Below are 26,420 nucleotides of genomic sequence, written 5' to 3'. Positions count from 1 at the left end.
GCCGCCCCCCCCCCCCACACCCACCAAGGCAGATGGGGTCGCCTCGGGTCAGGGCATGGATTCGTAGGCCGGCAGGGTGAGGAAGTCGGCGTACTCGTCGGCCAGGGCCACCTGCTTGAACAGGGTGACCGCCTGGTCGAAGCGGGCGGCGTCGAAGGAGGATCCCGCTGCGGAACGAATCGCGTCAAGTTCCTCGGTGATCACCTGGTTCACGAACTCGGGGGTGACCGTGGGCCCGTCCGCGAGCGCGACACCGGAGTGGATCCACTGCCAGATCTGGGAGCGGGAGATTTCGGCGGTCGCGGCGTCCTCCATCATGTTGAAGATGCCCACGGCGCCGTTCCCGCCGAGCCATGCGGCCAGATACTGGAGCCCGACACTGACGTTGTTGCGCAACCCAGATTCGGTGATCTCGCCGGGGGTGTCCTGGACGGCCAGGAGGTCGCTGGCCGACACGGACACGTCCGGGCGCTGCTTGTGGATCTGGTTCGGGGACTCACCCAGGACCGCGTCGAAGATCTCGCGGCAGACCGGAACCAGATCGGGGTGGGCCACCCAGGAACCATCGAAGCCGTCGCCGGACTCGCGGGTCTTGTCCTCCCGCACCTTGGCGAAGGCGGTCCGGTTAACCTCCTCGTCCCGACGGCTCGGGATGAAGGCGGCCATACCGCCGATGGCGTGTGCACCACGCTTATGGCAGGTCTTCACCAAAAGCTCGGTGTAAGCCCGCATCAGGGGGGCGGTCATCGTGACCGCGTTGCGCTCGGGAAGCAGGTACTCACTGCCGCGGTCCCGGAAGGTCTTGATGATGCTGAACAGGTAGTCCCAGCGGCCGGCGTTCAGACCGGAGGAGTGCTCGCGCAGCTCGTAGAGGATCTCTTCCATCTCGAAGGCGGCGGGGATCGTCTCGATGAGACACGTGGCGCGGATCGTGCCGCGGGGGATACCCAGAGCGTCCTGGGCCTGGTTGAAGATGTCGTTCCACAGCCGGGCCTCGAGATGGCTCTCCATCTTGGGCAGGTAGAAGTAGGGTCCCTTGCCCTTGTCGAGCTGGCGCCGGGCGCAGTGGAAGAAGTACAACGCGAAGTCCACGATGCCGCCGGCGACCCGCTGTCCATCGACGAGGATGTGCTTCTCGTCCAGGTGCCAACCGCGGGGGCGAACGACGATGGTCGCCAGGTCCTCATCGGGCCGCAGCTGGTAGCTCTTGCCCTCGGGGGTGGTGAAGTCCACCTGGCGGTCCAGGGCATCCCGCAGATTGAGCTGCCCCTCGATCATGTTCTCCCACAGCGGGGTATTGGCGTCCTCGAAGTCGGCGAGCCACACCTTCGCGCCGGAGTTCATGGCGTTGACCGTCATCTTGCGGTCGGTGGGACCCGTGATCTCGACACGGCGGTCGGTGATTCCTGGGGCCGGGTCGGCGACCCGCCAGTTCGGGTCTTCGCGAATGTCCTTGGTTTCGGGGAGAAAGTCGAGGCTCCCGCCAGCCGAGATCTCCGCCTGGCGACGCCGGCGGGCGCTCAACAGCTCCTGCCGGCGTGGCTCGAAGGCTCGGTGTAGCTGTGCCACGAGCTCGAGCGCGTCCGGGGTGAGGATCTCTGAGTAGCGGTCGTGGCGGGGGCCGGTGACCTCGATCCCGTTGGTGGCGCCCATGAGTACCAACACCTTCCGCTATACAAAATCAAGTTCTGTGATGTGGAATTAACGTTACCGGTGCGTCGCCAAGACGGTCAACGCGACGATCCGGACTGTGGCCTGGGGAACAGTGGCCCTGGGTGGAGCGTTGGTACAGATATCGACAGGAACGCCAACAGGAGCACACGGGACACCCCGGGCCGTGGTGGCCGCCGCGGCCCCAGAAATTCGGGTGCCCGTAGCGTGTTCCCGTGGCACGATCCCAGGGAAGAACTCGCGCCACAACGGCGTTACAACGATTGGATACGAACATAGCTTTGCGTAGTAACGACACCATCGATGACACCCAGCCCCAGCCGGGTGACCTCGAACTCGAGGAACGGCACGCGCTGCGCCGAGTCGTCGGGCTCTCCACGGAGCTCGAAGACGTCATCGAGGTCGAGAATCGTTCCCTACGAATCGAACAGGTTGTGCTGGTCGGGGTGTGGACCTCGGGAACCCAGCTCGACGCTGACAATTCCCTACACGAACTGCGGCAGCTGGCCGAGACCGCCGGTGCTGTGGTCCTCGAAGGCGTGACCCAGCGTCGAGGACGCCCCGACCCAGCCACCTACATCGGCCGAGGCAAGGCGAACGAGCTGGGCGAGATCGTGGCAAGTACCGGCGCGGACACCGTGATCTGCGACGGGGAGCTGGCACCGGGACAACTCCGGCAGCTCGAGGACGTCATCAAGGTCAAGGTCATCGATCGGACCGCCCTGATCCTCGACATCTTCGCCCAACACGCCAGTAGCCGTGAGGGCAAGGCCCAGGTGGAGCTCGCGCAACTCAGCTACCTGCTTCCCCGGCTGCGCGGATGGGGCGACTCCCTGTCCCGGCAGGCCGGCGGTCGGGCTGGTGGCGCGGGCGGTGGCGTCGGCCTGCGTGGCCCCGGTGAGACCAAGCTGGAGGTGGATCGGCGGCGTATCAACACCCGGATGGCAAAGCTACGTCGTCAACTCGCTCAGTTCGCCACCGCCCGGGACGTCAAACGGGACCGGCGCCGGACCCGTAAGGTCCCGAGCGTTGCCATCGCCGGCTACACCAACGCGGGAAAGTCCAGCCTGCTGAATCGGCTCACGGGCGCCGGCGTGTTGGTTGAGAACGCCCTGTTCGCGACCCTGGACCCCAAGATTCGCCAGGCCCGGACACCCGACGGGCGCCACTTCACCCTCAGCGACACCGTGGGCTTCGTGCGCCACCTGCCACACCAGCTCGTGGAGGCGTTCCGATCAACACTGGATGAGGTCGCCGATGCCGACCTCATCCTGCATGTCGTTGACGGCTCCCACCCCGATCCCGCGCAGCAGATCAGTGCGGTACGGGAAGTACTGGCCGACATCGAGGCCCAGGACATCCCCGAGCTCGTGGTCATCAACAAGACCGACACCAGTGACGAGACCGTGTTGACGGGCCTGCGGACCCAGGAGCCCTCCGTCGTGGAGGTCTCGGCCCGGACCGGGGCCGGTATCCCACAGCTCGTCGAGGCGCTGTCCACGGCGCTTCCGCGGTTGGACAGCGAGATCACAGTGGAGGTCCCCTACCACCGCGGAGACCTGGTGTCTCGTGCGTACGAGGAGGGCGAGGTTCTGGAGCTGGAATACACCGGAACCGGTGCCAACCTCCGGGCTCGAGTTCCCGAGGTCCTGGCCACGGAACTTCAGGAAGTCGCGCAGCCGGTGGGGTGACCGACGCCGTATCCCAGTGCGAGGGGGTGGACGCGTCGGTACGCTGGCGGCGACGGCCACCCCGTCCCTGGGATGTCCACATACACCACCCGCGCCTGCGGTTGGAACTGCTGGGCGACCTGGTGCACGTTGTTGTCCGTGGGCAGGCCCGACCCCAGGTCCAAGAACTGGTCGATGCCCACGTCCCGAGCCAGATAGCGCACCGCCCGGTACAGGTATTGGCGGTTCTGCCGCGCGATGTCCACACACCCGGGGAAGGCCTCCAGCGCCTGCTGGACGAACACCCGGTCCACCTCGAAGTTGTCCTTGGACCCGAGATGCATCCCGTAGGCGCGGGCGGGCGTGGGCCGATCCGTGGGAATATCCGGCGGAAAGTCCCCGGGGGGAGCGTCCCCCGGGGAACGCTTCATGAACGCGTTGGGCTCGGACATCGGGGCCTCCTCGTGGTGTCACACGGGCGAATCCGGGCAACTCGCGGGTAGCCTAGCCCGGGCCTGAGAACGCTCCCAAGCGGTGCAGGTCGGCAGCCTCCCCGCGGATAACCCCACCGTCTGTCGACGCATCCCAGAACCACCATCGCGGTAACGTCGCCGCCACAAACCCGTGGTCCAGGGCCGTGTGGCCGTGCTAACGTCCCCGCGCTCGATCCCGGAACCCGCTTGGCGTGCAGACGATGGTCGTAGCCACGTCCTCCCTCCGGACCCAACTCCGGACATCGACTGAGCCTCGCCACGGCGTGTCCCGTCCCCACCGCGGGGTAGGCACGGGAAAAGTGCGGTCCGTGGACGCGGTACCTCGGGAACGCCGATCCCGGTGTCCCGCAGTCGACCCCTGCCCTGCGCACCTCCCGACCACGCTGGGGAGCATCACCTATGAGTGACCCGTCCGAGTACCGCCACACCTTCGATTTCGACGTCACCGATCCGGCCCTGCACGCCGCCTTGAAGCTGCACCAGGGGCTGACCCGCCAAGGGCCAGGCTCCACGGAGACCACCCGCACCCTGATGGAGCTGGCCCATCCCCTCCCGGAACGCCCCCGAGCGCTGGACCTGGGATGCGGACCCGGCCCCGCCACACTCCTCCTCGTCCGGGAAGCCAACGCCGAGGTCACCGCGCTGGACATCTACCAGCCCTTCCTTGAGGAGCTACGTTCCGCCGCCGAACGGGCCGGCCTGGCCCAGCGCATCCATCCCGAGAACCGGTCCATGCGCGACCTCGACTACCCGGACCATTCCTTCGACGTGGTGTGGGCGGAAGGATCGGCGTACAACATCGGCTTCGACACGGCCCTGCTCTCCTGGAAACGCCTCATCGCCCCCGGAGGGGTGCTCGTGGTCACCGAATGCGGCTGGATCGTGGACCATCCCGACCCAGCGGCGCGGGAATTCTGGGACGAGCTGTATCCGCTGCGCAGCACCGCGGACAATGTCGCCGCGGCCACCTGGGCCGGATACACGGTCACGGCCACCTATCTCCTGCCGGACCGTGACTGGTTCACCGAGTACTACACCCCGCTGGAACACCGCATCGCACGGGTGGACCCGGCCGACACCCTCACCGCCCAGGCCGCAGAAGCCCTGCGCCGGGAGATCGACCTGCGGCGCCGCCACGGTGCCAGCTACGGCTATGTCGGCTACGTGTTGCGCCCCCACGGCTGAGGTGGCCCCGAGCCCGGACAGCAGACCGCCGCCTGCGGTGACGGTGCATCCGGCATCGTGCGGAAACGTCCGGCTCACTGATGCCTATACGGCCGCCACCATGCGCCGCACCGCCTCGGTGATCCGCTCCGGTGCGGTGGCCAGATTCAGGCGGGCGAAGCCGGTGCCCGGCGCGCCGAAACCGGGGCCGGGCGACAACGCGACGCGTCCCCGCTCGTGAAACACGGCCGCAGGATCGTCCCCCAGCCCGAGCTCGCGGCAGTCCAGCCACGCGAGATACGTCGCCTGCGGCAGGTCGTACCGCACCTCCGGCAGGTGCCGGGCCAACAGATCACCCAGCAGGCGCCGATTGGCGTCAAGCTCGCCACGTAGCTGGTCCAGCCACCCCTGCCCGTGCTCGAACGCAGCAGTCGACGCGAGCACACCCGGCAGGCCCGCCCCCATGGACACCTCCACGCCGATCTCGGCCACCACGGGCTGTGCCGCCGATCCGGGAACCGCCAACGCGGCCTTCAGCCCGGCCAGGTTCCACGCCTTGGAGGCCGACACGAAGGTCACCGAGTCGGCCGCGGCAGGGGAATTCAGCATGGCGAACGGCACGTGCCGGGCCTCCGGGAAAGTCAGCGGCGCGTGGATCTCGTCCACCAGAACCCGGACCTGGTGCCGTTCGGCCAGATCCGCGATGTGGTGCAGCTCCTCGTGGGTGAACACCCGCCCGGTCGGATTGTGCGGATTGCACAGCAGCAGGACCTCCGCACCGGAAGCGAGGTCCCGCTCCAGCCGATCCAGATCCACTTCATACCCGTCCGAGCCGCGGGCCAGCGGGCTTTCCACAACGGTGCGGCCGATCCGCCGCATCCACGAGAAAAACGGTGGGTAGGCCGGGGTGTGCACCACCACCCGGTCTCCCGGAGCGGTCACCAGCTCCACCACCTCGACCACACCCCGCATCACGTCCGGAACCAGCCGCATCGGCTCCGGTTCCGGACGCCACCCGTAACTGCGCCGCGCATAGGACGCGAACGCCTCCGGAAGCGCGCCCGCGTCCGCATACCCCGTGTCACCCCGGTGCAGCGCCGAGACCAGCGCCTCCTCGATCGCGGGAGCCAGCGGGGTGTCCATCTCCGCCACCCACATCGGCAGCACGTCCGGCGCGTAGGCCCGCCACTTGGCGCTGGTGCGGTGCCGCAGCTCCTCCCAGGTGAAGGAGGACAGCAGTGTGCTCACAGACGCTCCCTTCCGTTGCGGGGCCGTGGTGCGTGCGGGGCCGCGTCCGCGAGCCTACTGCTCGGGTCAGGTCAGCTGGGCAGGTTCGCCTCGATCGCAGACACCACCTGTGGATCCTCGGGCTCCGTTCCCGGACGGAACCGGGCCACCACCGTCCCGGCGGGGGACACCAGGAACTTCTCGAAGTTCCACTGCACGTCACCGGCCTCGCCGTCGGCGTCCGGTGCGGCAGTGAGCTCCACGAACAGCGGATGGCGCTGCTCGCCGTTCACGTCGCACTTCTCCAGCATCGGGAAGGTGACGCCGTAGGTAGTGGAACAGAACTCCTGAATCTCCTCGGCGTTGCCGGGCTCCTGCCCCATGAACTGGTTGCACGGAACCCCAACCACGCAAAAGCCCCGATTGGCGTAGCGCTCGTGGAGACGCTCCAGCCCCGTGTACTGCGGGGTCAGCCCGCACTTGGACGCCACGTTCGCCACCAGCAGCAGCTGCCCCTCCGGCAGCCGAGTCGGGCTTCCATCCAGCGCGCGTACCTCAATGTCGTGAATACCCATGGGGCCGAGCCTAGGCCCGATCCGAGGCCGGCGGAACGCAGGGTGGACCGGGGCCGGGGCTGAGCCGCCGCGCCGGGGTGGGATTGTGGCGGCCCTGGCGTCTCGGGGTGAACCCCCAGCGCATGGAGGCGAGGAAAGGCCGATGGTGGGCTGGAAAGGCCGATGGGGGTGGGGTGGGTGCGGGGCCGGTGACATAGCGCGGTGGGGCGGGCCTGATCGCCGGCAGGCCCGGGCCAAGACCACCAAACTCCCCGCCCGCAGCGGCTAGGTATTGGACTCCTCCGTTGCACTGGCATCCGGGAAGGGCGCCTCGTGGTTGGCCATCCTCGTGATCCAGTCACGGGTGTGCTTTTCCACCTCCGTATCCGGGACCGTGCGCTTGGGACCGTGCTGCGTCGACCCCTTCCGCGCCACGACCCGAGGGCCGTTCCCACCCTCCTGCTCCCCGGAGAAGTAGCTGTTGTGGAACGCAAAAGAAAACAGCCGCCACTGGGTACCCTCCACGTTGGACACGAACCGGAACCACAACGGAGACGCGCGACGCAGGGGCGCATTCTGCGCGGTTTCGGCGTTCACGCTGTAGGGGTCCTTGAAGTTCACCGGAAGTCCGAAGGCCCCCAGCCGGAAGGGGGGCTGCGATGTCCCTTCCGTCAAGGCAATGTATTCGGGAGTTTTCACCTTGGGTTCGTACCGCGTTTCGGACTTCCTGTTGGATCTTGTCGCCCGGGCCAGCCGGTACTGGCGCCCCACATGCTCCGCCAGCCCCTCCCAGGTCTCGTGCTGGTAGGCGCTGATGCCCGCCGCGGTGTACTCCGGGCTCAGCACGGGATACCAGGGGCGCCGTGTTGGATCCGCCCTGTCCGCCTGCGCCTTCGGGGTGAGCGTGGCCGCGTGCTCCAGGCTCTCCCGCAGCGCCTCGGTGTAGGGACGAGCCACGGCAGGGCTGCCTGATTCGGCACACAGCCCCAGATGCTCCAGCTGCTGGTAGAACTCCAGCCCAGGGGTTCGTGCCCGCTCACCCTCGCTCCACAGTCCCGGGAGTGCACCATCGCTGTCGGTAATACGTAGCCCTCCGAAGCCGCGCCGGGTGCGGGCCCCAATTCCACCAAAGGTGCACAACAGCCACAGGGAGGACATCACCAGGCTGTTGATCGCCTCGTCCTCGGCCGTCCGTCCCGAACGGGCACTGTGAGCCCAGCGGATCTTCAGCGAAAACTCTCGGCCCGGAGGGGTGGGCGTCATGTCGTTCCCCCCATTGTTGTGCTGCGTGTGCCCCTGACCGAGGAGGTAGCCGACCCACGGTTTGGAGCGCCACGTCTCGGGCCTGGGTGAACTCTTCGAGCGCTGCACCGGATCCGGGGCCTTCGGTAGCCGGAACTGCACCCGGGACTGGGCCGTGGTGCCGCCGAACACGGCTTCTTCCAGTTCACCCAGCGCTTCGGGATCATTGCCGATCCGGGTCCCCACGAGCGCCCGGAACCAGTACCGCAGGGCGCCACGGAGCGAGGAGACACGCAGTACGCCGTCGGGGCCGTTGAACACGGGGGTGGTCGTGGTGAGGGTGAGGGTGGTCCAGGGCATGGCAGTCCTCTCCGAAAGGCCAACAGGGGTGGGGCCGGGGGACGCGTCCCCGCCCGGGCCGGACGGGGACGCGAGGTGTCTGCGGCGGCTGGTGGCAGCAGCGGGGGTACCTGGGGATCACCGGTCATCCCGCGATGGTCACCCCCGGGACTCGATGTGGAAATAGCCGTACCCGGCGGTGGTGCGCCCCCCGATCCCGAACTCGTCCCCAGCGAGGCTCAACCACTCCCGCGCCCGATCCAGATCCGGCCCGGGGCCGAGCAGGTCCACGTGGAAATTGCCGGACAGGGACAGGAACGGAGCAGGCTCCGGCTGGTGGTGCTCCGCCGGTGGTTTCGGCGACGCGGATTCCCGGTCCTTCCGTAAGGACGGTAGGGAACTCTGGTAGTAGGGCTTCTGGTGTGGTGTCACCACATCCCGGTGCACGGTCACACCGGTCGTGCTGCCGTTGCCTGTGGACTGACTCGGCCCTGGTAGGGCATCCAGGAACACGACCGAGCCGCGGCGTGGGGTCGTCGCCAGCTCCGCATCCTCCGCGGACTGGCCCTCCGGCCGGGATCCGACCAGCGGCCCCCCGAGAATCCGCACCTGCTCGGTCACGGCCGCGCCCGAGCTACCAGCCGCCGCGGCGACCACCCCCTTCAACGCCGAGGCTGGGATCATCGGAAACCCGTAGGTGCCGTGCAGCGCGATCCCACTCTCCAACATCCCGTACTCCAAGCCCAGCCCCACCGCGATACGCCACTCCGTACGCAGCAGCAGCCGGAGCACGGTGAGCGGGCCGCCACCCTCGCCGGTGGAACTCGCGGACTGCCCGCCGGCGCACCGCTGAAGGTAGGCCTCCCGGCGGGCGTGTACGGCCGCCAGCAGCTCGGAACCATGGGCCAAGCCCAGACTCATGTTGCTAGCCCAGCAGTGAAGCGGGGCGTCTCCCCGTTCGGTGCGTGTTTCCGGAAAGGCGGTGCGGCGCAGGACGATCAGGGGGTTCGCCGTAGTTCCTGTCCGGCGCTGATCCTGATGAAGCTGCTTGAACTTTAGGGTCCGAGACCTACCACCCTGATTTTTGGAATTTGAATTGCCTTCAGAATTCTGATTCTGTGTCCCTTCGAATTCGGTAATAGCAGGGGAGAGCGGTCCCATCAGCTCCTCGTCTTCGGAAGACTCTCCCGGTCGACTCAGTGACACTGATTGGCTTCGTCCGGTGTCGGCTCCGGTCTCCGCCCCGCCCATCACGACTCTCCGGAAAGCTCGGGTTCCTTGTGCAGTGCATCGGCCAATCGGCTGAGCCAGATGGCCAGCTCGTCCACCTCAGCGGACATTCTGGCGTACGTGCCGGTATTCGCGTTGGCGAAACGCTGCTGAAGAATCATCCCAGGGTCGTCCTGGTTTTCCGGGAAGTCGACGAGCCCCAGATCTCGAAGGTGGTGGGCTATACCGATCACCAGGTCTCGATAGGCCCGCTCCACAGCCTTTTCGTTTCCCTGTTTGGATCGTAGAAAGGCGTACGTGGCAGCCAGGCCACTGGCGCGCAAGCGCGCCGGCAGTTGACGCATGCGTGACCGAGTCTCCGCGTCCACACCGTGAGATTGACTGAGGATATTGTGTGCGGCCCGGGACTTGTCCTGGTCAATGCGTTGGAGTTCATTCATCTTTGTCCCCGATCAGTCGGGACCACAGCTGTCCCTTTCCGATGGTCTCGTCGCCACCGAGTTGCCAGGAGGTTCCATCAAGAGCAGTGCGGAGCTGTTCCGCGTACAATGCCGTAACGGTGCCGTCGTCATCCGCGCCGCTTGCGTTGCTGCGCAGTGTCAGTGTTGCGGCGAGGACTGAGTCCGTCGGTAGGTACTCCGCAGTGAACGGCCCGTGCTCCACGGTCTTCGTCTCGTCGTTCAGCTGGACTCGAACCGTGTGTTCGGTGCACTCCCGCACCAGCTGGGACATGGCGGTATCCCCGACTACCAGCAGGTCCTGGTTGAGCTGGCTGCGGAAATAGGAGAAGGGGTCCGTGGTCTGCCCCTCGTGCGGAGTGGGCAGGGCATCTGCGCCGATACGCTGCGACCACGAACCTACGGCCTGGTGCTCCTCCAGCGGGACGACACACGGCCCCAGCACATGGCCCTTGCCCTCCGCTTTCGCACTGTTCCAGCGAGAGGTCGATGTGTAGCCCGACCCTGGTGGGGGAGTGGGTACCTCGGGGATCTGCGGCGATCCCTTGAGCCCCTGATACTTTCGCGCCAGCCGCCCCAGTGCGAGTCCGGAGGTGGCCCAAGCGAACGTGTGCTGGAGGGTGGGTACCGGCATCGCCACCAGCTGCGCATCCCCCACGAGGAGGTTGCCTGCCGCGGGGTCCTGGTCCACGTCGTCGCCCCCGCTGCGCGGAGGCGGGCCGAACAGCCACGTGACATCGTCCTTGTTCAGGAGATCGTGCTCCTGGCGGCGTAGCGCCTCGTTGATGCTGCGCCGCAGCGCTCCCTTGAGGCTCTGGCCCCAGACCACGGGATAGTTGGTGGCGGCCTCCCGTTGGATGGGGAGGTCGATTCCCCGGTCGGCGTCGGCGGCGCCGGCGTGTAGTGGGGACTCGGTGTACAGGTACAGCAGGAAAGTCTGCACTACCACACTCCTGTCAGGACGATGCCGAATCCGGCGGTGTCGAGTCGTTCGTCAACGGCCGGGCCCAGTGCCCGCCCGTGGTGATCGTGGGACCAGTCCACGGCCGCCTGTGCACTGGGAAACCGCAGCCAGTACACGGAGCCCGCGGGGACGGTGGTGAATCGCCGGGTACCACTGAGCCGCTGGCGCCGGTTCGGGTCCGCCGTCGCGGTGGAGACCACGTGGGGATCGCCCAGAGCCGCGGCGACAATGCTCACCTCCGCCGGGATCGGCGGCAACCAGCCCTCAGCCCAGGCGGCCGGGGTGGCCAGGTACAACAGCAGCTGCCCGTCCGGAAACGCCAGAGGAGCGTCGGGCCAGTGCATCCCCGGGATGCGCTCCAGCTCGGCGAGGCGGCCCGCGCCGCCGAAGCCCACCGCGTGTGGCAGCTGTTCGTCCGCGCAGGGCAAATCCTCCACCTCGGCGAGGAATGCCCAGTCGTACTGGAGCCGCCAGTGCGTGGTCTGGTACAGCATTCCCGTGCGGGCGATCCGATGGTCGTCCAGCGCCAGCCCCAGCCGCCGTTCCGAAACCAGCGGGTCCGTGGCGCCATACCGGAATTCGCTGGCGGGGACGGGTTTCGACGCTCCGGGCGTGAGGGTGTCCCCGTGCAGGTAATTCCGCAGGAGCGCGCTGCTGCCCCAGCCGGTCATGGGCTCGGTCTTCCCGGGCACGTTGTGGAGGTGCAGTGGATGCAGGGGCTGGCGTCCCTGAAGGGTGAGCTTCTCGTGCAGGTCGGTGACCACACCGGCCCAGGGGGCGGCACTGTCCGAGGGGAGGTGCCTGCGCTGGAGTAGGGCTTGGTCGGTGCCGTCGGTGGTGTCGGTTCTGGCCTTGTTGGTATCTGTGCGCACCAGATCCCGCGGCATCGGCAGGTAGCTGCGCCATCCCTGCTCGGGGTCGAACTCAGCGAGGAGTGGGCCGCGGACGGCCGCCGGGTTCCGGTGCGCGCCGGCCTGGTGGCAGGCCGCACCGATCGCCCCGGCGACGGTTGTGGGTCCCGGACGCACCGTGTGTGCACTGCCGCCCGTGCCACCGACGAAGGGACGCCCGTCCCGAACGTGCACACTGTCCTGTGGGCGCAGCGCGAGCCAGGTGCTCACGGCTGTGGATGTGCTGCTCATCGTGCCTCCCGCCCCAGAAACGCCGCCACCCGGGCGGGGGTGGCCCAGTCGATCTTTTGGCCCGTCCGGCTCAGCTGCTCCAGGGCCGTGCTGAATTCGGCGGCAGCGTCCCGGTGCTCCTGTTGGGACAGCGGCCGCGTTCCGTGTACGTGCCGTGCCACCAGGCGCCGCACCTCCTGTCCTGCGATGCTCTGCTCCAAGGCGTCCAGGCCGTCCCGGCTGCGCTCCAGATCCGCCACCAGCCTCGGGGAAAGCCGGGCGTCGAGGGCCGGTGCAGGGTGGTTGGGGTGATCCGGCGTGGAGTGGCTGGGTGCCGGAACGGTAGCGGCGGGAAACAGGCGGAGCCGCTCCGCTCCGGTCGGCTGATCGGGCGTGGGCTGCCACGCCGTGACGCAGGTGGCGGCCGAGCCGGACGGCTGGACGTAGCCCACAGCCAGACCGTGTTTCCCGTCCCGGCTCTTGGCCTGTTCCAGAGCCTCATGGGCACGTACCAGGGCGTCCTGGAGTGGGCTCGCATGGTGGAAGAACAGCAGCGCGGTGCTGACCGTGGGAAGCGCTGGCGGCAGGCCGTCCCGACACTGCTGGGCGACCCGCAGTGCCGTGCGCGCCGGGAGCAGCGCCAACAGGTCGTCCCCACCGGCATACACAACACTGCCGAGGTTCTCGACACTGTTCACGGTTCTTCGTTGCTGGCCAGCCGCCTGTTGCAGGAGCTGTGAGACGTCCCGGTGGCCGTCCACCCCCGGCGTGACCCGGGAACCGTCGCGACCGGGGCTGTGCCCCTTCAGAAAGTCCCCCATGGAGTCGAGGTCCTGGACGAGTACCGCCAGGTGGGTGGCCGGGATGGGCTGCGGGGGCGTCATGGTCGTGCTGAGTTCGATGAGCCGGGCGGCAGCCTGCTTTCCGCACGTCACGGCATCAGCGAATTCGGGATCGGAGCTACCGTTCCGGTACCGGCGTTCCAGGCGCTGTCGGTGCCAGGTTTCCGGGTACACCCAGATCCCCGCCCCGGCGCGCAGCCATTCGGCGACAGGGTCGGTGTAGGGGCCGGGTAGGCCGGGCACCGGATACTCGGAGTAGGGCTCCTCGCCGAGCACGGTCCCGACCGCATCGTGCAGTTTTCGGGCGGCCTCGCTGATGTCGTGGTTCCACTGCTCCAGCAGGGCCGCGCGGTAGGGCGCAGAGGCGATGGCGTTGGTGGCGGGGAAGCCGGACTGCTGGGAATGTTCCCCGTTTCGCTGGTGCCAGCAGCGCTTCACCCATCCGGTCACGCTGAGCTGGTCGATGTTGGTGCGGGTGGTCCGGGCTGGGTCCCCGGCGCTGTGTCGGGGTGGCGTGTTCGGGGGCAGGGATGCCTCGGGCCACTGGGGGCTGAGCTCGCAGGGGTTCCTGCCCCTGGTGAGGGACTGTTGGAAGTCCCGGGCTTCCTTCCGGGCGGCCAGGGCCCGGTTGGCAAGGTCCCACTGCTGTGGGTAGTCGCCCACCCCGGCCGGAGCGCAAGCCCACTGAACCTTGGGCCATCCGGGGTCCGGCTGCGCGGGCACATCGCGGAAGGTCCGCTCGATCCAACCGGTCCACAGCTGGTGGAGGTGTCGTTCGGTGTCGGTGGCGGCCGGTGCGCCCTGGCCCGCGGGAACGAGCGCCACGATCCGGTTGGGGGCGCCGTCCGTGATCTGTGGAGCGTCGGGTGTAGGAAGTGCTGGGGGAAACACGAGCGTGGCGTGATGCGCGGTGGTGAGGTGGCTGGCGGCCTCGCGGCCGAACTGCGCCACGATCTCACTGCCGGCAGCCAGGTCAGCTGTGCGTCGGGACTCCTCAATGAACCGTTGAACTCCGGAAATTGCCAGGACTACAAGATCATCATTGGCCAACAGAATCCCTAATCGAGTCCTCGGTGCAAGACGTGATAATGCGTCATCGTAGCGACCTGTGTGTGCAGATGTGTCACCTGTGCGTGAAGATTTCGGTGTGTTCGCTGAAAACGAAGACTGTGTCGAAATGATCATGGAGATCACCAAATATGTGCAGGTCAGAAAGATGTGCTAAAGCAGAATTCCGTTCGGTGATGCGACAGACGCATGCCGTTGGGGTGCCGGAATCGCACGTCCCACATGCGGTTCGTCACCGGTATCGCCACCTCCACACGGAATTCGGGATCTGGACAGCGTGAACCCACGTCCTCCCGCAGACTGGGTGGCCCGCTACGGATACCGAGATGCGGCCGGTCCTGTGGCTTGCTAGCGTTTCCACGATGCACGAACACCCCGATGACCTCGATGAACAGCAGCTACGTGCGGCCCTGGCGGAGTGGGGAGATATCGCCGCCCAGTTGGACTACACCGCGGTCGGGTTCGGCGACCATCACTGGACCGTCACCGCCGCGGACGGGCAGCGACGTTTCGTGACGGTCGCGGACCTGGACCACAAGGAACACTGCGGCCATGGCGTCAGCGGTCGGGACGGGGTGCGTCGTGGGCTGCACCGCGCGATGGACACCGCCGCGGTGCTGGGCACGGCCAGCGGGTTGGATTTCGTGGTCGCCCCGCTGCCCACCCACGAGGGTGCGACCGTGGTGCCGCTGGGCCAGCGCTATGCGGTGAGCGTGTTCCCATTCACCTCGGGGGAGGCCGGATTCTTCGGGGAGACGCTACCCCCGCAGGACCGCACGCAGGTGATCGAGATGCTCGCCGCGCTGCACGGCACCACCCCGCCGGAGTCCACCCCGGAGATTCCCGCGGATATTCCGGGCCGCCATCGCCTCGAACAGGCCCTGGACTCCACCGACGTGGCCTGGTCCGGTGGCCCCTATGCGGAACCGGCACGGGAGCAGCTGGCCGAGCATGCCGAGGCCGTACGCGCCAAGCTCGCGGATCTGGACCGGCTCACCGAGACCGCAGCCCGCCCGGAGGCGGGACTCGTCGTCACCCACGGGGAGCCACACGCGGGCAACCTGCTGCACAGCGGTGGACGTCAGCTGCTCGTGGACTGGGACACCGTGGGGCTCGCTCCCCCGGAACGCGACCTGTGGCTGGTGGCCGCCGAGCCGCAGGACCTGGACACCTACGCCCAGCTGACCGGGCGCAAGCCGGACCCGTCGGCGATGGCCCTGTTCTCGCTGCGGTGGGCCCTGAGCGACCTGGTGGAATTCGTGGACTGGTTCGGTCGCCCGCACGCCGAGACCGACGACACCGAACAGGCCTGGGAAGGGTTCACCGACACGCTGGCGGAGCTGAGCGGCTAACCCATCCCGGGACGGCCAGATGGCCATCCACGTGGCTGCCCTCGAGGATCAGGAACTGGATGGGGCGAAGGCTGTGTCGGAACCCGCGTACGAGCCCGTGGTGTTCCCACCTGTTCGGAACGGCTGGTGACGTCCCATGTCCGGTGATGCCCAGACCGGCCGCGCCTACTGGGTCGACCTCCGGCCCTCGCCCGCCCTCGTCGCGCTGGGCGGGATCGGGGTGGTGCTGATCCTGGTGTATGCCGGTGCGTAGACCGTCTCCGTGTGGGGGTGGGATTGTGGCGCTTCTGGCATCTGGGGGTGGACCTCCAGTGCATGGAGGCGAGGAAAAGCCGATGGGGCCCTGGCCGTGCTCGGTCCGTGGCATCGTGCCCGCGGGCTGGCGGGCACGATGCCACCCCGGTCTGGCCGGCCCGGGCCACACCGGGGGGATGTGCGGCCCGGGCCGGGGATTGGCGACTAGTCGGTGATGGTCACCGGCTGCGACGGATCGGTCTCGTTATGGATCTCGTATTCGGCGCTGAACAGTGCCTCGTCACTGGTCGGGCAGCCGAAGTTTCCGGTGGTTTCGTTGATCGGGATCGGGGCTTCGTCGAATACCAACACGCCCGGGTCACCGGGGATCCACTCGCCCTCGATGTCCACCGGGCCACCGGGCGCAACCTGGAGGTCGCAGGTGGTCAGGCCGGTGACGTCGACGTGAATACCCCCGGGCTCGCCGTGTTCGGCGACGGTCAGGGTGATGGTTGGGTCCTCGCCGTGCTGGGCTTCGATGTTCCAGGTGCCGGGTGTGGTGGTCACGTCGGCGCCGACCAGGAACATGTCCACGTCACAGTCGGAGAAGACCGGAGCGGATAGCTCTCCACCCACACTCCCGTCCGGGTTGTGGTTGTCGGGAGCCTCCGGGATCTGGTTGACCTCCACCGGGTCTGACGCGGAGCGCTGCGATTCCGACACCGCACAACTGACCTCGGGCGCGTCGGTTTCGAAGGAGCCGTTTCCCACCTGCACGGCATGCAGGTGATGGCCCGCCGGCTCCACTGTGGTGGAGCCGGAGTCGGCGTGCGCGGGGGCGGCAGCCAGCACCAGAACTCCGCATGCTGAGGCCGCGGCCGCGGCGATGCCGGGGATACGGGTTGGGGACAGGGTTCGGCCATGGTCGCGCATGGTGCCTCCTGTTGACGGGGCTCCGGCCCCGTTCCGGAGAGCCGGAGCGGGTTATGGCCGGCCCCGTTGCCGGCCGGGGGATCACGCCCGCTCCGAGACCTGGGGGCAGGCCGGAGGGGCGCGGAACCGATCCGGTGCCGGGGTGCAGCGGATCGGCCCGTCAGGGGGACGAGGCGGGGGGCGCTGCTTCGGCCTGCCGGTTGGCGGGGGCCGAGCCACCGTCCTCGTCGGGCTGGTCGGGCTGGGGAGGTTCGGGGGTAATGGGGGCGGGAGTACTGGAGGGGTCGGCCCGGCGGCGGCCGCGACGCCGGCGCCGTGGGGCACGCTGGCCCGGGTTCCACGCGAACACGGCGCCCGCGCCGAGCATGACGAGCAGGGCGCCGATGAACAGTCCGCCAAGGTTGGACAGGACGAGAGACCCCAGGGCGCAGATGCCGCCGAGGAGGCCGGTGATGTTCTTCTGGTTGGGGGTGAACCAGGCGATGAGTCCCAGCGCGATGATGAACAGGGCCAGCATGTAGGTGGGCATACCGGCCAGGGCGACGCCCGCCACCCCGATCTCCAGTGGGCCGAGGGGAAGGAGCGCGAGCTCGACACCGCCGATGATCATCAGCAGGCCACCCCAGAACGGGCGGCTGCGGCGCCAGGCGCGCCAGCGCAGCCAGGCGCGCACCAGCACGTTGCGTCGACGCGTGGGGGATTGGTCGGGCGCTGCCACTAGGTCACCTTGTCCGTCTGGTCGGGGGGTGCGGGGGCGGGCGACACCCCGCCCCCGCACGGACTCAGAAGCACTCGTTGTTGCCGAATCCGACGTTCAGGCTGAGGTCGTTGAGTACGAAGGAGCCCGCCGTGGTGGCGGTGGCTTCCTGCTCCAGTCCGGAGACGTTGATGGTGTCCGACTGCATGCCGAACATGCCCGGAATCTTCTGTCCCTCGTCGGGGCCCTTGTCCATGTCGGGGGCGTTGACGCCGATGTCCATGTTCTCGAACTCGGCGTCCCCGGCCATCTGGTGCATGTCCACAAGCAGCGTTTCGGCTTCGACGGGGCTGCCCCCGGTGCCGGCGGTCAGGTTCATGGTGACGGCCGGAAGTCCGGGCAGCTCGTCGTCGATCAGTACCGACTGGCACATGGAATGCAGTTCGGCTTCCTGGATCGCGGCGGTCGCCATCGGGATGGGTTCGTCGTGCCGGTCGGCGTTGATCCCGCCGTACTGTTCGAACCCGGTTCCGACGAGTTCATCGGCCGAAACCTTGAAGGTTAGGTCGGAGACGACGAACTGAGCCGCGATCGCTCCGTTGGCGAGGGCGAACAGTACACCGCCGATGCCTACCGCGCCAACGCCGGCGAAGGCGCCGAACCGCTTCCAGCTGACGTGCCCGCCTTCGTCGGGAGTGACGGTTGTGTCGGTCATGAGGGAAAACTCCAGGGTTGGTGCCGATGTCCTGGTGGCGCGCTGTTCCCCCCAGGCAGCCACGCCGGTTCGCTGGGACGGATCGCCAGTGATCCACCTCATTGACAATGAGGATTGTCACATTATGTACTGCGATAGCGGTGAGTTCAATAGCTATGGGAGAACACGTTTCATTCCCGCGGGGCTGGCGCTCCTGTGGTGTCCGGATCTCCCTCCATGTCCAGCATTTTCGCTGGGTTCGGAAGGTGGCAGGCGCGGGAGCCGCTCGGGCGGCTAAGGAAATCCAGAACAGGTTTCACTTCGTTTGGTTGGGCGTGGCCGGATCCGCCCGAACAGTGAGGCGTGACAGTGCGCCTGACGGTACGGCCCGGCAGTGCGGCCGCCCCGGACCTTGGGGCGGCCGCACACTGACGCATGGGCCAGGACACAACACGGCTCTGGAGCCACCACCCCGGTGCGGCCCCAGAGCCGGAACCGGGGATGCCTCTCAGGCACCCGCCGCCGCGACGTGCCCCAATCCGCCGTTCACCGGAAGCTCCACCCCGGTGGTGAACGTCGCCACGAACCCCAGGAACAGCACCGCATCCGCGATCTCCCGCACGGTGCCATGCCGGCGCATCGGGGTCAGGTTGTCCCCCATCTCCATGAGGGCGGCGCGTTCCTCCGACGAGGCCGACGCGAAGCCCATGGTGGGAGTCTCGATGAACCCGGGGGAGACCGTGTTCACCCGGATGCCCCGCGGTAGGAGCTCCGAGGCCATCACCTCGGCGAAGGCGCGAACCGCCGCCTTGGTGCCGGCGTAGACACTCATCGTGGGCGAGGGTGCCTGGTTGGTGACCGAGGTGGTGAACACAATCGCGCCGCCCGAGCGCATCAGCGGGCTGAGGCGCTGCGCGGAGAAGAACGCACCTTTGGCGTTCACGGCGAACATCGCGTCGTAGGACTCCGCGGAGACCTCCTCGAACGGTGCCACCTCGGCGATCCCCACGTTGACGTGCAGGAAGTCGAGTGCCCCAACCGTGTCAGCAACCAGCTCACCGAGGCGTGCCGTGTCCGCATCGTTGGTGACATCCGCCTGGAGGACGTGCGCGCCCTTTCGGTCCGCCAGCTCGGCGCGCACCGCCGCGACGTTGTCCGCGCTGCGGCCGGTCACGATGACTTCGGCGCCCCCGTCGAGCAGCGCGTCAACGACTGCACGTCCCATTCCGTGCGTGCCACCGATCACGGCGCAGGAGGTTCCGGATACGTCGATCATGTGTTCCCTTTCGTTGGTGTGTACTGCCCATATTCGATGCTCCGACGACGCTGCACCAGTGGCAGGAATGCCGGTAGTCACCAAATTCCTGCCGTAGTCTGGTGGGGTGGGTGTGGGAACGGTTGCGGTTGCTGTGGTGGAGCCCGGCTCGGTGTCCATGTGGGACACCTACGAGGTGGGGATGGCCTGCGCCGTCTTCGGGGTGGACCACAGCGACCTGGTTGACCCCTGGTACGAGCTGTGGCTGTGTGGCCCAGAACCCGATGCGTCCGGGAACGCGGCCGGTCTCGTGCTGCACCCCGACCACGGCCTGGATGCCGTCGCCGCGGCGGACACCGTGATCGTGCCGGGGGTTCCCGAAGAGTGCATGGACGGTACGCGGGAGGTCCCACCAGAGCTGACCACGGCCCTGGTTCGTGCCCACCGGGCCGGGGCTCGGATCGCCTCCCTGTGCAACGGTGCCTTCGCGCTGGCGGCCGCCGGACTGCTGGACGGGCGCCGCGCCACCGCCCACTGGGTGCACGTGCCACTGCTGGCCCAGCGCTATCCCGAGATCGAGGTGGACGACTCGGTTCTCTACGTCGAGGACGGGACCGTGCTGACCAGTGCCGGCCTCAGCGCGGGTATGGACCTCTGCCTGCATCTGGTGCGGCTGGACCTGGGCGCGCACGTCGCCAACGAGCTGGCGCGCCACCTGGTCATGCCGCCGCACCGGCCGGGCGGCCAGGCCCAGTTCGTGCCCTCACCCATGGCCGAACCCCGAGATTCGAGTCTGACCCCGGCCTTGCAGTGGGCGTTGCGGCGGCTCCACGAACCGATCACCGTGGCCGATCTGGCGCGCCAGGCCGGGCTGAGCGTGCGCACGCTCCACCGCCGGCTGCGGGACACGACCGGAAGTACGCCGCTTCAGTGGCTGCTGACCCAGCGCATCGCACGCGCCCAGTCCCTGCTGGAGACCACGCGCCTGTCTGTGGAGCAGGTGGCTCAACGCAGCGGTCTGGGAACGGGAAACACCCTGCGCTACCAGTTCGCCCGCCATGTGGGGGTGTCCCCGACCGAGCACCGGCGGGCGTTCCAAGGCACCCGGTAGTCTGCGAGCGGTCCCGCAGCGGTGCACTGCCCCGAAGCCGAGCATGTCCGCGGGGACCGTGGCGCGTCGTGGGCCTGTGCTCGCCGGCGCTGTCGACATGGAGACAAAGGAGCCCCTCATGACACAGCCCCATGACTCCGCGCTGCGGCAGCGCGTCGCCGAGTTGGCAGGATCGCATGCGGGTACGGCTTTGGTCGCTGGATGGTCCGCTGGTGAGGCCGTGTCCTGGCCACTGCTCCCGGAGGTGGCTCTGGCCGCGCTGTGCGTCGCCGATCCGCCCTCCGGGGTGCGGCTGTCGATAATCGCCGCGGCCAGCAGCGTAGCCGGCGGGGCACTGACCTACGGTCTGGCCACTCGCGGCCGCATACCGCCGCAGCCCCTGACCACCCCTCGGATGCGCCGCACCGTCGCCGAACAAACCCGGGACGAGGGTCCGCGGGCGGTGCGGCACCAGCCGCTGGCGGGGATTCCCTACAAGGTCTACGCGGCCCAGGCCGGGGTGTCCGGAGCCGGCCTCGTTCCGTTCGTGCTGGCCAGTAGTCGTGCGCGCGGTACCCGAATCCTCGCGGCGGGGCTCGTCCTGAGCGCCCTCGGGCTGGCCGGGTCCCGCTACCGGCGCCGGTACGGGGCCTACCTGGTCACGGTGGGCGCCGGGTTCACGGTGGCTCTCGGTCTGGTGGTGCGCAGTTGGCGGGATTGAGGCAACCCGGGGCCCGATCGGTGGTGTCTGCGCCGGGGTGCGTCCTGGACTACCCCGGTTCGGGGCGGGGAGCCAGAGACAGCAGCCGGGCCAGGTACGGAGCCAGAGCCAGGCCGACGTAACCCAGCAGCAGAAACTCCAGGAACTCGCCGGCGGGATGCTGGCGCACCGCATCCGGGAGCAGTCCCAAGCCGAGCCAGGCCAGTACCACCAGCGCGATTCCGAGGATGGCTACCGCCAGGCGCCGTGCCAGGGTGGGACAGACCTGGTGGTGGATCACCAGTGGGGCGGTGAGCAGGGCGGCGAGCCCGCCCATATACATTCCCGAGGTGTGGGTGGTCAGGAGCAGGTGCACGGCGAGTGGCGCCGTGAGCCCCAGGCTGAGCAGCAGCCACAGCGGCCACCGGGCCAGGACCGGCACGAGGTAGCGGTCCACCAGCAGCGCCAGTGCGAGGACGACGGCCGCGAGGAGCAGCCCACCCGCGATGTCCACCGGAACGTGAACCCCCAGGTACACCCGGCTCGCGGAGATCAGGGCGACCAGCGTCGCCGCCAGAATCCACAGCCAACGGCGCCGCACCCACAGCGCCAGATAGCCCCAGAACGTCGCACTCATCTGCGCATGTCCGCTGGGGAAACTGGCCCCGCCCGCGGTGGCCACCGCCGCCTCGCTGCGTGCTGCTTCCGGATCCAGTTCGAAGGGACGGGGCGTGTCCACAAGCCCCTTGAGCTGTGTGTTCACCAGGGAACTGAGGAGGAGGTACACGCCGACCCGCCGGCCCAGCTCGGGGTGCACGGCCAGGTAGATCACCGCCAGCAGCAGGATGTAGGTCTCGGCGTCACCCAGGTAGGTGACGGCGAGCATCACCCGGTCCAGCCAGGGGGTGGCAAGCTGCTGCACGGCGGTGATCGTGTCCACGCGGGCCTCCGAAACATCGCGGGCGTGCCGACCAGTCTGGCCGACACGCCCGATCGCGGCGAGGCCCCGCCCCGTAGACGCCGCGCATCAGGGTGCGCGGGTGCGGAGCCGGGTCAGTGGCTCCCGGCGAGTTCCCCGCTGAGCCGGTCGTGTAGTGCGGCACTGCGCTGGTTCAGCCCCACGATCTCCACGGTCTTGTACCGTTCGGCGTATTTGGTGGTGATTGCGTCCAGCGCGGCCACGGTGGAGGCATCCCAGATGTGGGCCCGACTCAGGTCGATCATGACGTGTTCGGGGTCGCCCGAGTAGTCGAACTGGTACACCAGGTCGTTACTGGAGGCGAAGAACAGTTCCCCGGTGACCAGGTAGACCACGTGGCCCCCGTCCGGGTCGGTGACCGAGGAGACGTCCACCAGGTGCGCGACCTTGCGGGCGAACAGCACCATCGCGGTCAGTACGCCGGCGATCACACCGATCGCCAGGTTGTGTGTCGCGACCACCACGACCACGGTCACCACCATGACCAGGCTCTCGCTCACGGGCATTCGCCGCAGGGTCGTCGGAGCCACCGAGTGCCAGTCGAAGGTCGTGAAGGACACCATCACCATGACCGCGACGAGCGCCGCCATCGGGATCTGGGACACCCACGGGCCGAAGGTCAGGCACAGCACCATGAGGAAGATCCCGGCCAGGAAGGTGGACAGTCGGGTGCGCGCCCCGGAACTCTTCACGTTGATCATGGTCTGTCCGATCATGGCGCAGCCGCCCATGCCGCCGAAGATGCCGGTGACGATGTTGGCGACACCCTGCCCGAGGGACTCGCGGGTCTTGTTGGAGTGGGTGTCGGTGATGTCGTCCACGAGCTTGGCGGTCATCAGCGACTCCATCAGCCCCACCAGCGCGAACGCGAAGGCGTAGGGGGCGATCAGGGCCAGGGTGTCCAGGGTCAACGGCACGTCCGGGATGCCGGGGGTGGGCAGCGCACTCGGCAGCTCACCCTTGTCGCCCACCGTGGGCACGGCCAGGCCCGCCCCGATGGTCAACGCCGTCAACGCGGCGATGGACACCAGCGGGGCCGGAACAGTGCGGGTGATCCGGGGAAACAGCACCATGATCGCGAGGGCGGCGAGTACCAGCGGGTAGACGATCCAGGGAACGTCCTGAAGCTCGGGAACCTGGGCGAGAAAGATGAGGATCGCCAGGGCGTTGACGAATCCCACCATCACCGAGCGCGGAACGAACCGCATCAGCCGGGCCACACCCAGTGCTCCCATGGTCACCTGGAACACCCCGCCCAGGATCACGGCCGCGATGAGGTAGCCCAGCCCGTACTCCAGGGAGAGTGGGGCCACCACCAGGGCCATGGCCCCGGTGGACGCGGAGATCATGGCGGAGCGTCCACCGACGATGGAGATCACCACCGCCATCAGGAACGAGGCGAACAGACCCACACTGGGGTCAACCCCGGCGATGATCGAGAACGAGATCGCCTCGGGGATCAGGGCCAGCGCCACTACGAGACCGGCCAGTATCTCGGTGCGCAGGGTGCGCAGTGGGGGGATCGAGGGACGGGAGATATGTCGGCGCACAGGCGTCGGCAAGGAGAACATGGAACCAATCTCGGCATGGCGACGCGCGAAGCGTCGCTCGTCGAACAGTTCGGACGTCGGACGCGCTGGTGGGGTACGGCTCCCAGCGCGGGCCCCGGCCGCGGATGTCACGCGGCACACGGGGCCGGGCCCGTCCGTGCGGCGACGCTGCCACGGAACCGGCGGTGTCGGTCAGACCGACGCCAGCGGAACGGACGGGAAGGTCAGTCAGTAACCACGCTGTGTGGGGTAAACCAGACGTGGCATGGGTATCAACCCTACAGTTACGTCACTGTTGGGTCATGCCACCGGCGCTGAGAGCGTTCTCACAGATCACGAACCGGCACTGTGGGGTCCATACGCACGGTATCCACCCCTTCCCGCGCCAGCCCGGCACGATGGGAACGCTCCCAAGCATCTCCCATGAGATCGTGGAGTCAGCGGTTACCGTGTCCGTCCCGACAATCGCTGGCTCCACGAACAACAGGGGGACCTGCCCATGTCCGCAGCGCCAACCACCCCTCCACGGCTCCGGCTGCGACCACCCCGACACCGGGTGGAGCGCCGCGCCATCAGCTACTGGACCGTACGCGCGGCCCTGGTAGCCGTGCCGGTGGTGCTCCTGCCACTAGTACCCACGATCGTCCTGACCACCCTGTTCGATGTGGCGGCTCTCAACTGGTTGTGGGCACTCGTGGCCGCCGTGGCGATCGTCGCCCTGGGCGTGGTCGTGGTGATGCCGCAGTGGCGCTTCCGGGTCCACCGCTGGGAGGTCACCGACGACGCCGTCTACACCCTGGCCGGCTGGCTGTGGCAGGAGTGGCGGGTGGCCCCCATGTCCCGGATCCAGACCGTGGACACCCAGCGCGGCCCGGTCCAACGTGCCTTCAGACTGTCCACCGTCACGGTCACCACCGCCTCCGCCGCAGGGGCCCTCCGCATCGACGGCCTGGACGCCGAACGCGCCGCCGAGGTCGCCGAACAGCTGACCGACGCCACGCAGGCCGTTCCGGGAGACGCGACGTGACCGAGGAAACCACCACCGAGACCCATCCCGCCCCCGCCTGGCACCGCTTGAGCCCACTCACAGTGTGGGCCGGCGTCGTCGTGCTGGTCACGCTGTTCGGGATTCCGGGCCTGGTCCTCGCCGTGATCGTGGGGATCGCCGCGCCGAGCTGGCTGTGGGGCCTGCTGGTCGTGCTGGCCACGACACTGCTCGTGGGCAGCGGCATCGGATTCGACATTCTGAGATACCGGCGTACCCAGTACCAGGTCACCCCCGAGCGCATGGAGCTGCGTTCCGGTGTGCTGTCCCGGGCCCACAGGTCCCTGCCGCGGGAACGCATCCGCAGCGTCGACGTAGCCAGCCCCATCTGGGCGCGTCCCTTCGGGCTGTGCCGGGTCACAGTGGGCACCGGACAGAGCGTCACCTCCGGCTCCGACCAACTCACCCTGACCTGTGTCACCGTCGCCGACGGGGACTGGCTGCGCCGTGTCCTGCTGCATCAGGACGACGAACCGGCCGTGGAGGAGGCGGCACAGCGTCAACCTGCGGGCGAGGAGCCCGCGGGCAGTGACCTGCCCCAACGCGGCGAGTTGGCTCGGATGCGCACCCCATGGTTCGGCTACGGCGCCGCCGCGCCCGGGCCGGCCGCGCTCTCCTACTCGGTGCTCGGCGGGCTGGCCGCCTCGACGGCCCAGTTCCCCATCACCTGGATCCTGGACCAGTTGGACATCGAGACGAACCGTGCCAGCGTCCCCGTCGGCCTCACCGCGCTTGCTCTCGCCCTCGGTGTTCTCGCTCTCGGCGCGCTGGTCGCACTCGCGCTCCAGGTGGAATCCTGGTGGGGCTACCGTCTCACCCGCGAGCCGGACCGCACGCTGCGGGTGCGCCGCGGACTGCTGAACCTCTCCTCGGTGTCGGTGGAGGAGCGACGCCTGCGCGGTGTGCGGCTGAAGCACTACCTGCCGCTGCGCTGGTTCGGCGCGGCGAGTGTGGGTGCGGTCGCCTCCGGACTGGACCAGGAGAGCGGCCAGGGCGGCCAGGGCGGTGGCCTGGTTCCCAAGAGCGCATTGTCTCCCGAGATGCCCCGGGCCGAGGCGAACCGGGTGGCCGCAGCAGCGCTGCCGGGGGTGGACTTCTCGCGCCAGCTGACCGCACATCCGCGCGCGGCCCTCAAGCGTCGGTTGGTGCGTGCGGGAGCGGTCGTGCTCGCTGCGGTGGTGCTGCTGGCCGCCGCCATCACGATCGCGGTGGTGGCGACGCCGCAGCAGCTGCCCGCCGCGATCTGGTGGGGAGCCGCGGTGCTGGTGCTGCTGGTCGCGGTGGCGGCGGTGACCTATGCGGTCAGTAGCTACCGCGGACTGGGATATGGCCTGGGAACGCGGCAGGTGTACCTGCGCCGCGGCGTGGTGGCACGCGCCACCGTGGCACTTAACCGGGACGCCGTCATCGGCTGGACGGTGCGCCGGTCCCCGTTCCAACGCCGACTGGGACTCGCCACGCTCGGAGCGACAACCGCCGCGGAGGCAGGTGTGTTCCACGCCGTGGATGTGGACCTGCACGGGGGGCTCGCCCTGGCTGACGAAGCGGTGCCGGAGTTGCTCGCCCCGTTTCTGGAACGCGACTGAGGCAACGACGGGACAGGTTCTGGTCGGCTCCCTGTGTCGGGGTGAACACGAACGGTGTGCGAACCGGGCGCCGGACCGACGATGCCCGGCCCCGCCGGAGGATCACCACCGGGATCCGGCCGGAGTCCGGGAGGCCTCGACGGGAGGCCCCGTGGGATGGGGTGGCCGGATGTGGCCCCGGGGGTGGTTTCCGGCGCGGGTCGAGACCCCGGCGGGACACTCACCCGCGCAGCAGCCTGTGGGGGCCGTGCTGGTGGGCGG

23 protein-coding genes are annotated in these 26,420 nt (G+C 68.4%); 7 read left to right on the top strand and 16 right to left on the bottom strand.

Annotation, left to right across the window (positions count from 1 at the left end):
* Positions 1-48: 48 nt before the first annotated feature.
* Positions 49-1,653 carry a malate synthase A gene (gene aceB / locus RIF23_RS05345; RefSeq protein ID WP_310911176.1) on the bottom strand — a complete coding sequence of 535 codons (1,605 nt, stop codon included), beginning with the start codon at positions 1,651-1,653 and terminating at the stop codon, positions 49-51.
* 299 nt (positions 1,654-1,952) lie between these two features.
* On the opposite strand from aceB, the gene hflX reads away from it, so the two are divergent.
* Positions 1,953-3,362 (top strand): GTPase HflX, encoded by a 1,410-nt coding sequence (hflX, locus tag RIF23_RS05340; protein ID WP_310911175.1) that lies wholly within the window; start codon positions 1,953-1,955, stop codon positions 3,360-3,362.
* Here hflX and RIF23_RS05335 read toward each other — a convergent pair.
* Positions 3,335-3,793 (bottom strand): SAM-dependent methyltransferase, encoded by a 459-nt coding sequence (locus RIF23_RS05335; protein ID WP_310911174.1) that lies wholly within the window; start codon positions 3,791-3,793, stop codon positions 3,335-3,337. The two genes, hflX and RIF23_RS05335, sit on opposite strands and share 28 nt — an antisense overlap.
* A gap of 441 nt (positions 3,794-4,234) precedes the next feature.
* Between RIF23_RS05335 and RIF23_RS05330 the strand changes: the two genes are divergently transcribed.
* A complete protein-coding gene (locus tag RIF23_RS05330) occupies positions 4,235-5,020 on the top strand; it encodes a class I SAM-dependent methyltransferase (RefSeq protein ID WP_310911173.1) in 786 nt (261 codons plus the stop codon).
* Positions 5,021-5,104: 84 nt separating this feature from the next.
* Here the strand turns inward: RIF23_RS05330 and RIF23_RS05325 are convergent, their stop codons facing one another.
* From RIF23_RS05325 to RIF23_RS05290, 8 genes are all read right to left on the bottom strand, one after another.
* Positions 5,105-6,247 carry a MalY/PatB family protein gene (locus RIF23_RS05325; protein WP_310911171.1) on the bottom strand — a complete coding sequence of 381 codons (1,143 nt, stop codon included), beginning with the start codon at positions 6,245-6,247 and terminating at the stop codon, positions 5,105-5,107.
* Between the two features lie 71 nt (positions 6,248-6,318).
* Positions 6,319-6,801, bottom strand: coding sequence for a glutathione peroxidase (locus RIF23_RS05320; RefSeq protein WP_310911170.1), 483 nt, complete (start codon positions 6,799-6,801; stop codon positions 6,319-6,321).
* A gap of 264 nt (positions 6,802-7,065) precedes the next feature.
* Complete coding sequence (gene cmr1 / locus RIF23_RS05315) at positions 7,066-8,382, bottom strand: type III-B CRISPR module RAMP protein Cmr1 (RefSeq protein WP_310911169.1); 1,317 nt, start codon at positions 8,380-8,382, stop codon at positions 7,066-7,068.
* Between the two features lie 138 nt (positions 8,383-8,520).
* Complete coding sequence (cmr6, locus tag RIF23_RS05310) at positions 8,521-9,282, bottom strand: type III-B CRISPR module RAMP protein Cmr6 (protein WP_310911168.1); 762 nt, start codon at positions 9,280-9,282, stop codon at positions 8,521-8,523.
* 329 nt (positions 9,283-9,611) lie between these two features.
* Positions 9,612-10,031, bottom strand: a complete 420-nt coding sequence (cmr5, locus tag RIF23_RS05305; RefSeq protein WP_310911167.1) for a type III-B CRISPR module-associated protein Cmr5 — start codon at positions 10,029-10,031, stop codon at positions 9,612-9,614.
* Positions 10,024-10,992, bottom strand: a complete 969-nt coding sequence (gene cmr4, locus RIF23_RS05300) for a type III-B CRISPR module RAMP protein Cmr4 (protein ID WP_310911166.1) — start codon at positions 10,990-10,992, stop codon at positions 10,024-10,026. The genes cmr5 and cmr4 overlap by 8 nt, the downstream gene beginning before the upstream one ends.
* A complete protein-coding gene (locus RIF23_RS05295; protein WP_310911165.1) occupies positions 10,992-12,155 on the bottom strand; it encodes a type III-B CRISPR module-associated Cmr3 family protein in 1,164 nt (387 codons plus the stop codon). Before RIF23_RS05295 ends, cmr4 begins: the two co-directional genes overlap by 1 nt.
* Positions 12,152-14,026 (bottom strand): Cas10/Cmr2 second palm domain-containing protein, encoded by a 1,875-nt coding sequence (locus RIF23_RS05290; RefSeq protein ID WP_310911164.1) that lies wholly within the window; start codon positions 14,024-14,026, stop codon positions 12,152-12,154. Before RIF23_RS05290 ends, RIF23_RS05295 begins: the two co-directional genes overlap by 4 nt.
* 344 nt (positions 14,027-14,370) lie before the next feature.
* On the opposite strand from RIF23_RS05290, the gene RIF23_RS05285 reads away from it, so the two are divergent.
* Positions 14,371-15,396, top strand: a complete 1,026-nt coding sequence (locus RIF23_RS05285; RefSeq protein WP_310911163.1) for a phosphotransferase — start codon at positions 14,371-14,373, stop codon at positions 15,394-15,396.
* Positions 15,397-15,855: 459 nt separating this feature from the next.
* Here the strand turns inward: RIF23_RS05285 and RIF23_RS05280 are convergent, their stop codons facing one another.
* From RIF23_RS05280 to RIF23_RS05265, 4 genes are all read right to left on the bottom strand, one after another.
* Complete coding sequence (locus tag RIF23_RS05280) at positions 15,856-16,563, bottom strand: hypothetical protein (RefSeq protein ID WP_310911162.1); 708 nt, start codon at positions 16,561-16,563, stop codon at positions 15,856-15,858.
* A 160-nt stretch (positions 16,564-16,723) separates the two neighbouring features.
* Positions 16,724-17,281 carry a DUF6114 domain-containing protein gene (locus tag RIF23_RS05275; RefSeq protein ID WP_310911161.1) on the bottom strand — a complete coding sequence of 186 codons (558 nt, stop codon included), beginning with the start codon at positions 17,279-17,281 and terminating at the stop codon, positions 16,724-16,726.
* Between the two features lie 64 nt (positions 17,282-17,345).
* Entirely contained in the window at positions 17,346-17,975 is a 630-nt protein-coding gene (locus RIF23_RS05270) for a DUF6230 family protein (protein ID WP_310911160.1), read from the bottom strand.
* Positions 17,976-18,462: 487 nt separating this feature from the next.
* Positions 18,463-19,230 carry an SDR family NAD(P)-dependent oxidoreductase gene (locus RIF23_RS05265; protein WP_310911159.1) on the bottom strand — a complete coding sequence of 256 codons (768 nt, stop codon included), beginning with the start codon at positions 19,228-19,230 and terminating at the stop codon, positions 18,463-18,465.
* Positions 19,231-19,387: 157 nt separating this feature from the next.
* Here RIF23_RS05265 and RIF23_RS05260 point away from each other — a divergent pair, with 157 nt between their 5' ends.
* Positions 19,388-20,320, top strand: a complete 933-nt coding sequence (locus RIF23_RS05260) for a GlxA family transcriptional regulator (protein WP_407659396.1) — start codon at positions 19,388-19,390, stop codon at positions 20,318-20,320.
* A gap of 118 nt (positions 20,321-20,438) precedes the next feature.
* Positions 20,439-21,020, top strand: a complete 582-nt coding sequence (locus RIF23_RS05255) for a hypothetical protein (RefSeq protein ID WP_310911157.1) — start codon at positions 20,439-20,441, stop codon at positions 21,018-21,020.
* A 49-nt stretch (positions 21,021-21,069) separates the two neighbouring features.
* Here the strand turns inward: RIF23_RS05255 and RIF23_RS05250 are convergent, their stop codons facing one another.
* Together RIF23_RS05250 and RIF23_RS05245 are read right to left on the bottom strand one after the other, a co-directional pair.
* Entirely contained in the window at positions 21,070-21,939 is an 870-nt protein-coding gene (locus RIF23_RS05250; RefSeq protein WP_310911156.1) for a phosphatase PAP2 family protein, read from the bottom strand.
* Positions 21,940-22,052: 113 nt separating this feature from the next.
* A complete protein-coding gene (locus tag RIF23_RS05245; RefSeq protein ID WP_310911267.1) occupies positions 22,053-23,549 on the bottom strand; it encodes a SulP family inorganic anion transporter in 1,497 nt (498 codons plus the stop codon).
* A gap of 478 nt (positions 23,550-24,027) precedes the next feature.
* On the opposite strand from RIF23_RS05245, the gene RIF23_RS05240 reads away from it, so the two are divergent.
* Positions 24,028-24,555, top strand: coding sequence for a PH domain-containing protein (locus RIF23_RS05240; protein ID WP_310911155.1), 528 nt, complete (start codon positions 24,028-24,030; stop codon positions 24,553-24,555).
* Complete coding sequence (locus RIF23_RS05235) at positions 24,552-26,159, top strand: PH domain-containing protein (RefSeq protein WP_310911154.1); 1,608 nt, start codon at positions 24,552-24,554, stop codon at positions 26,157-26,159. Before RIF23_RS05240 ends, RIF23_RS05235 begins: the two co-directional genes overlap by 4 nt.
* Positions 26,160-26,420: the final 261 nt, after the last annotated feature.

It is taken from the genome of Lipingzhangella rawalii, assembly GCF_031628175.1.
Taxonomy (GTDB): domain Bacteria; phylum Actinomycetota; class Actinomycetes; order Streptosporangiales; family Streptosporangiaceae; genus Lipingzhangella_A; species Lipingzhangella_A rawalii.
This window is presented reverse-complemented; position numbering and strand designations above follow the sequence as displayed.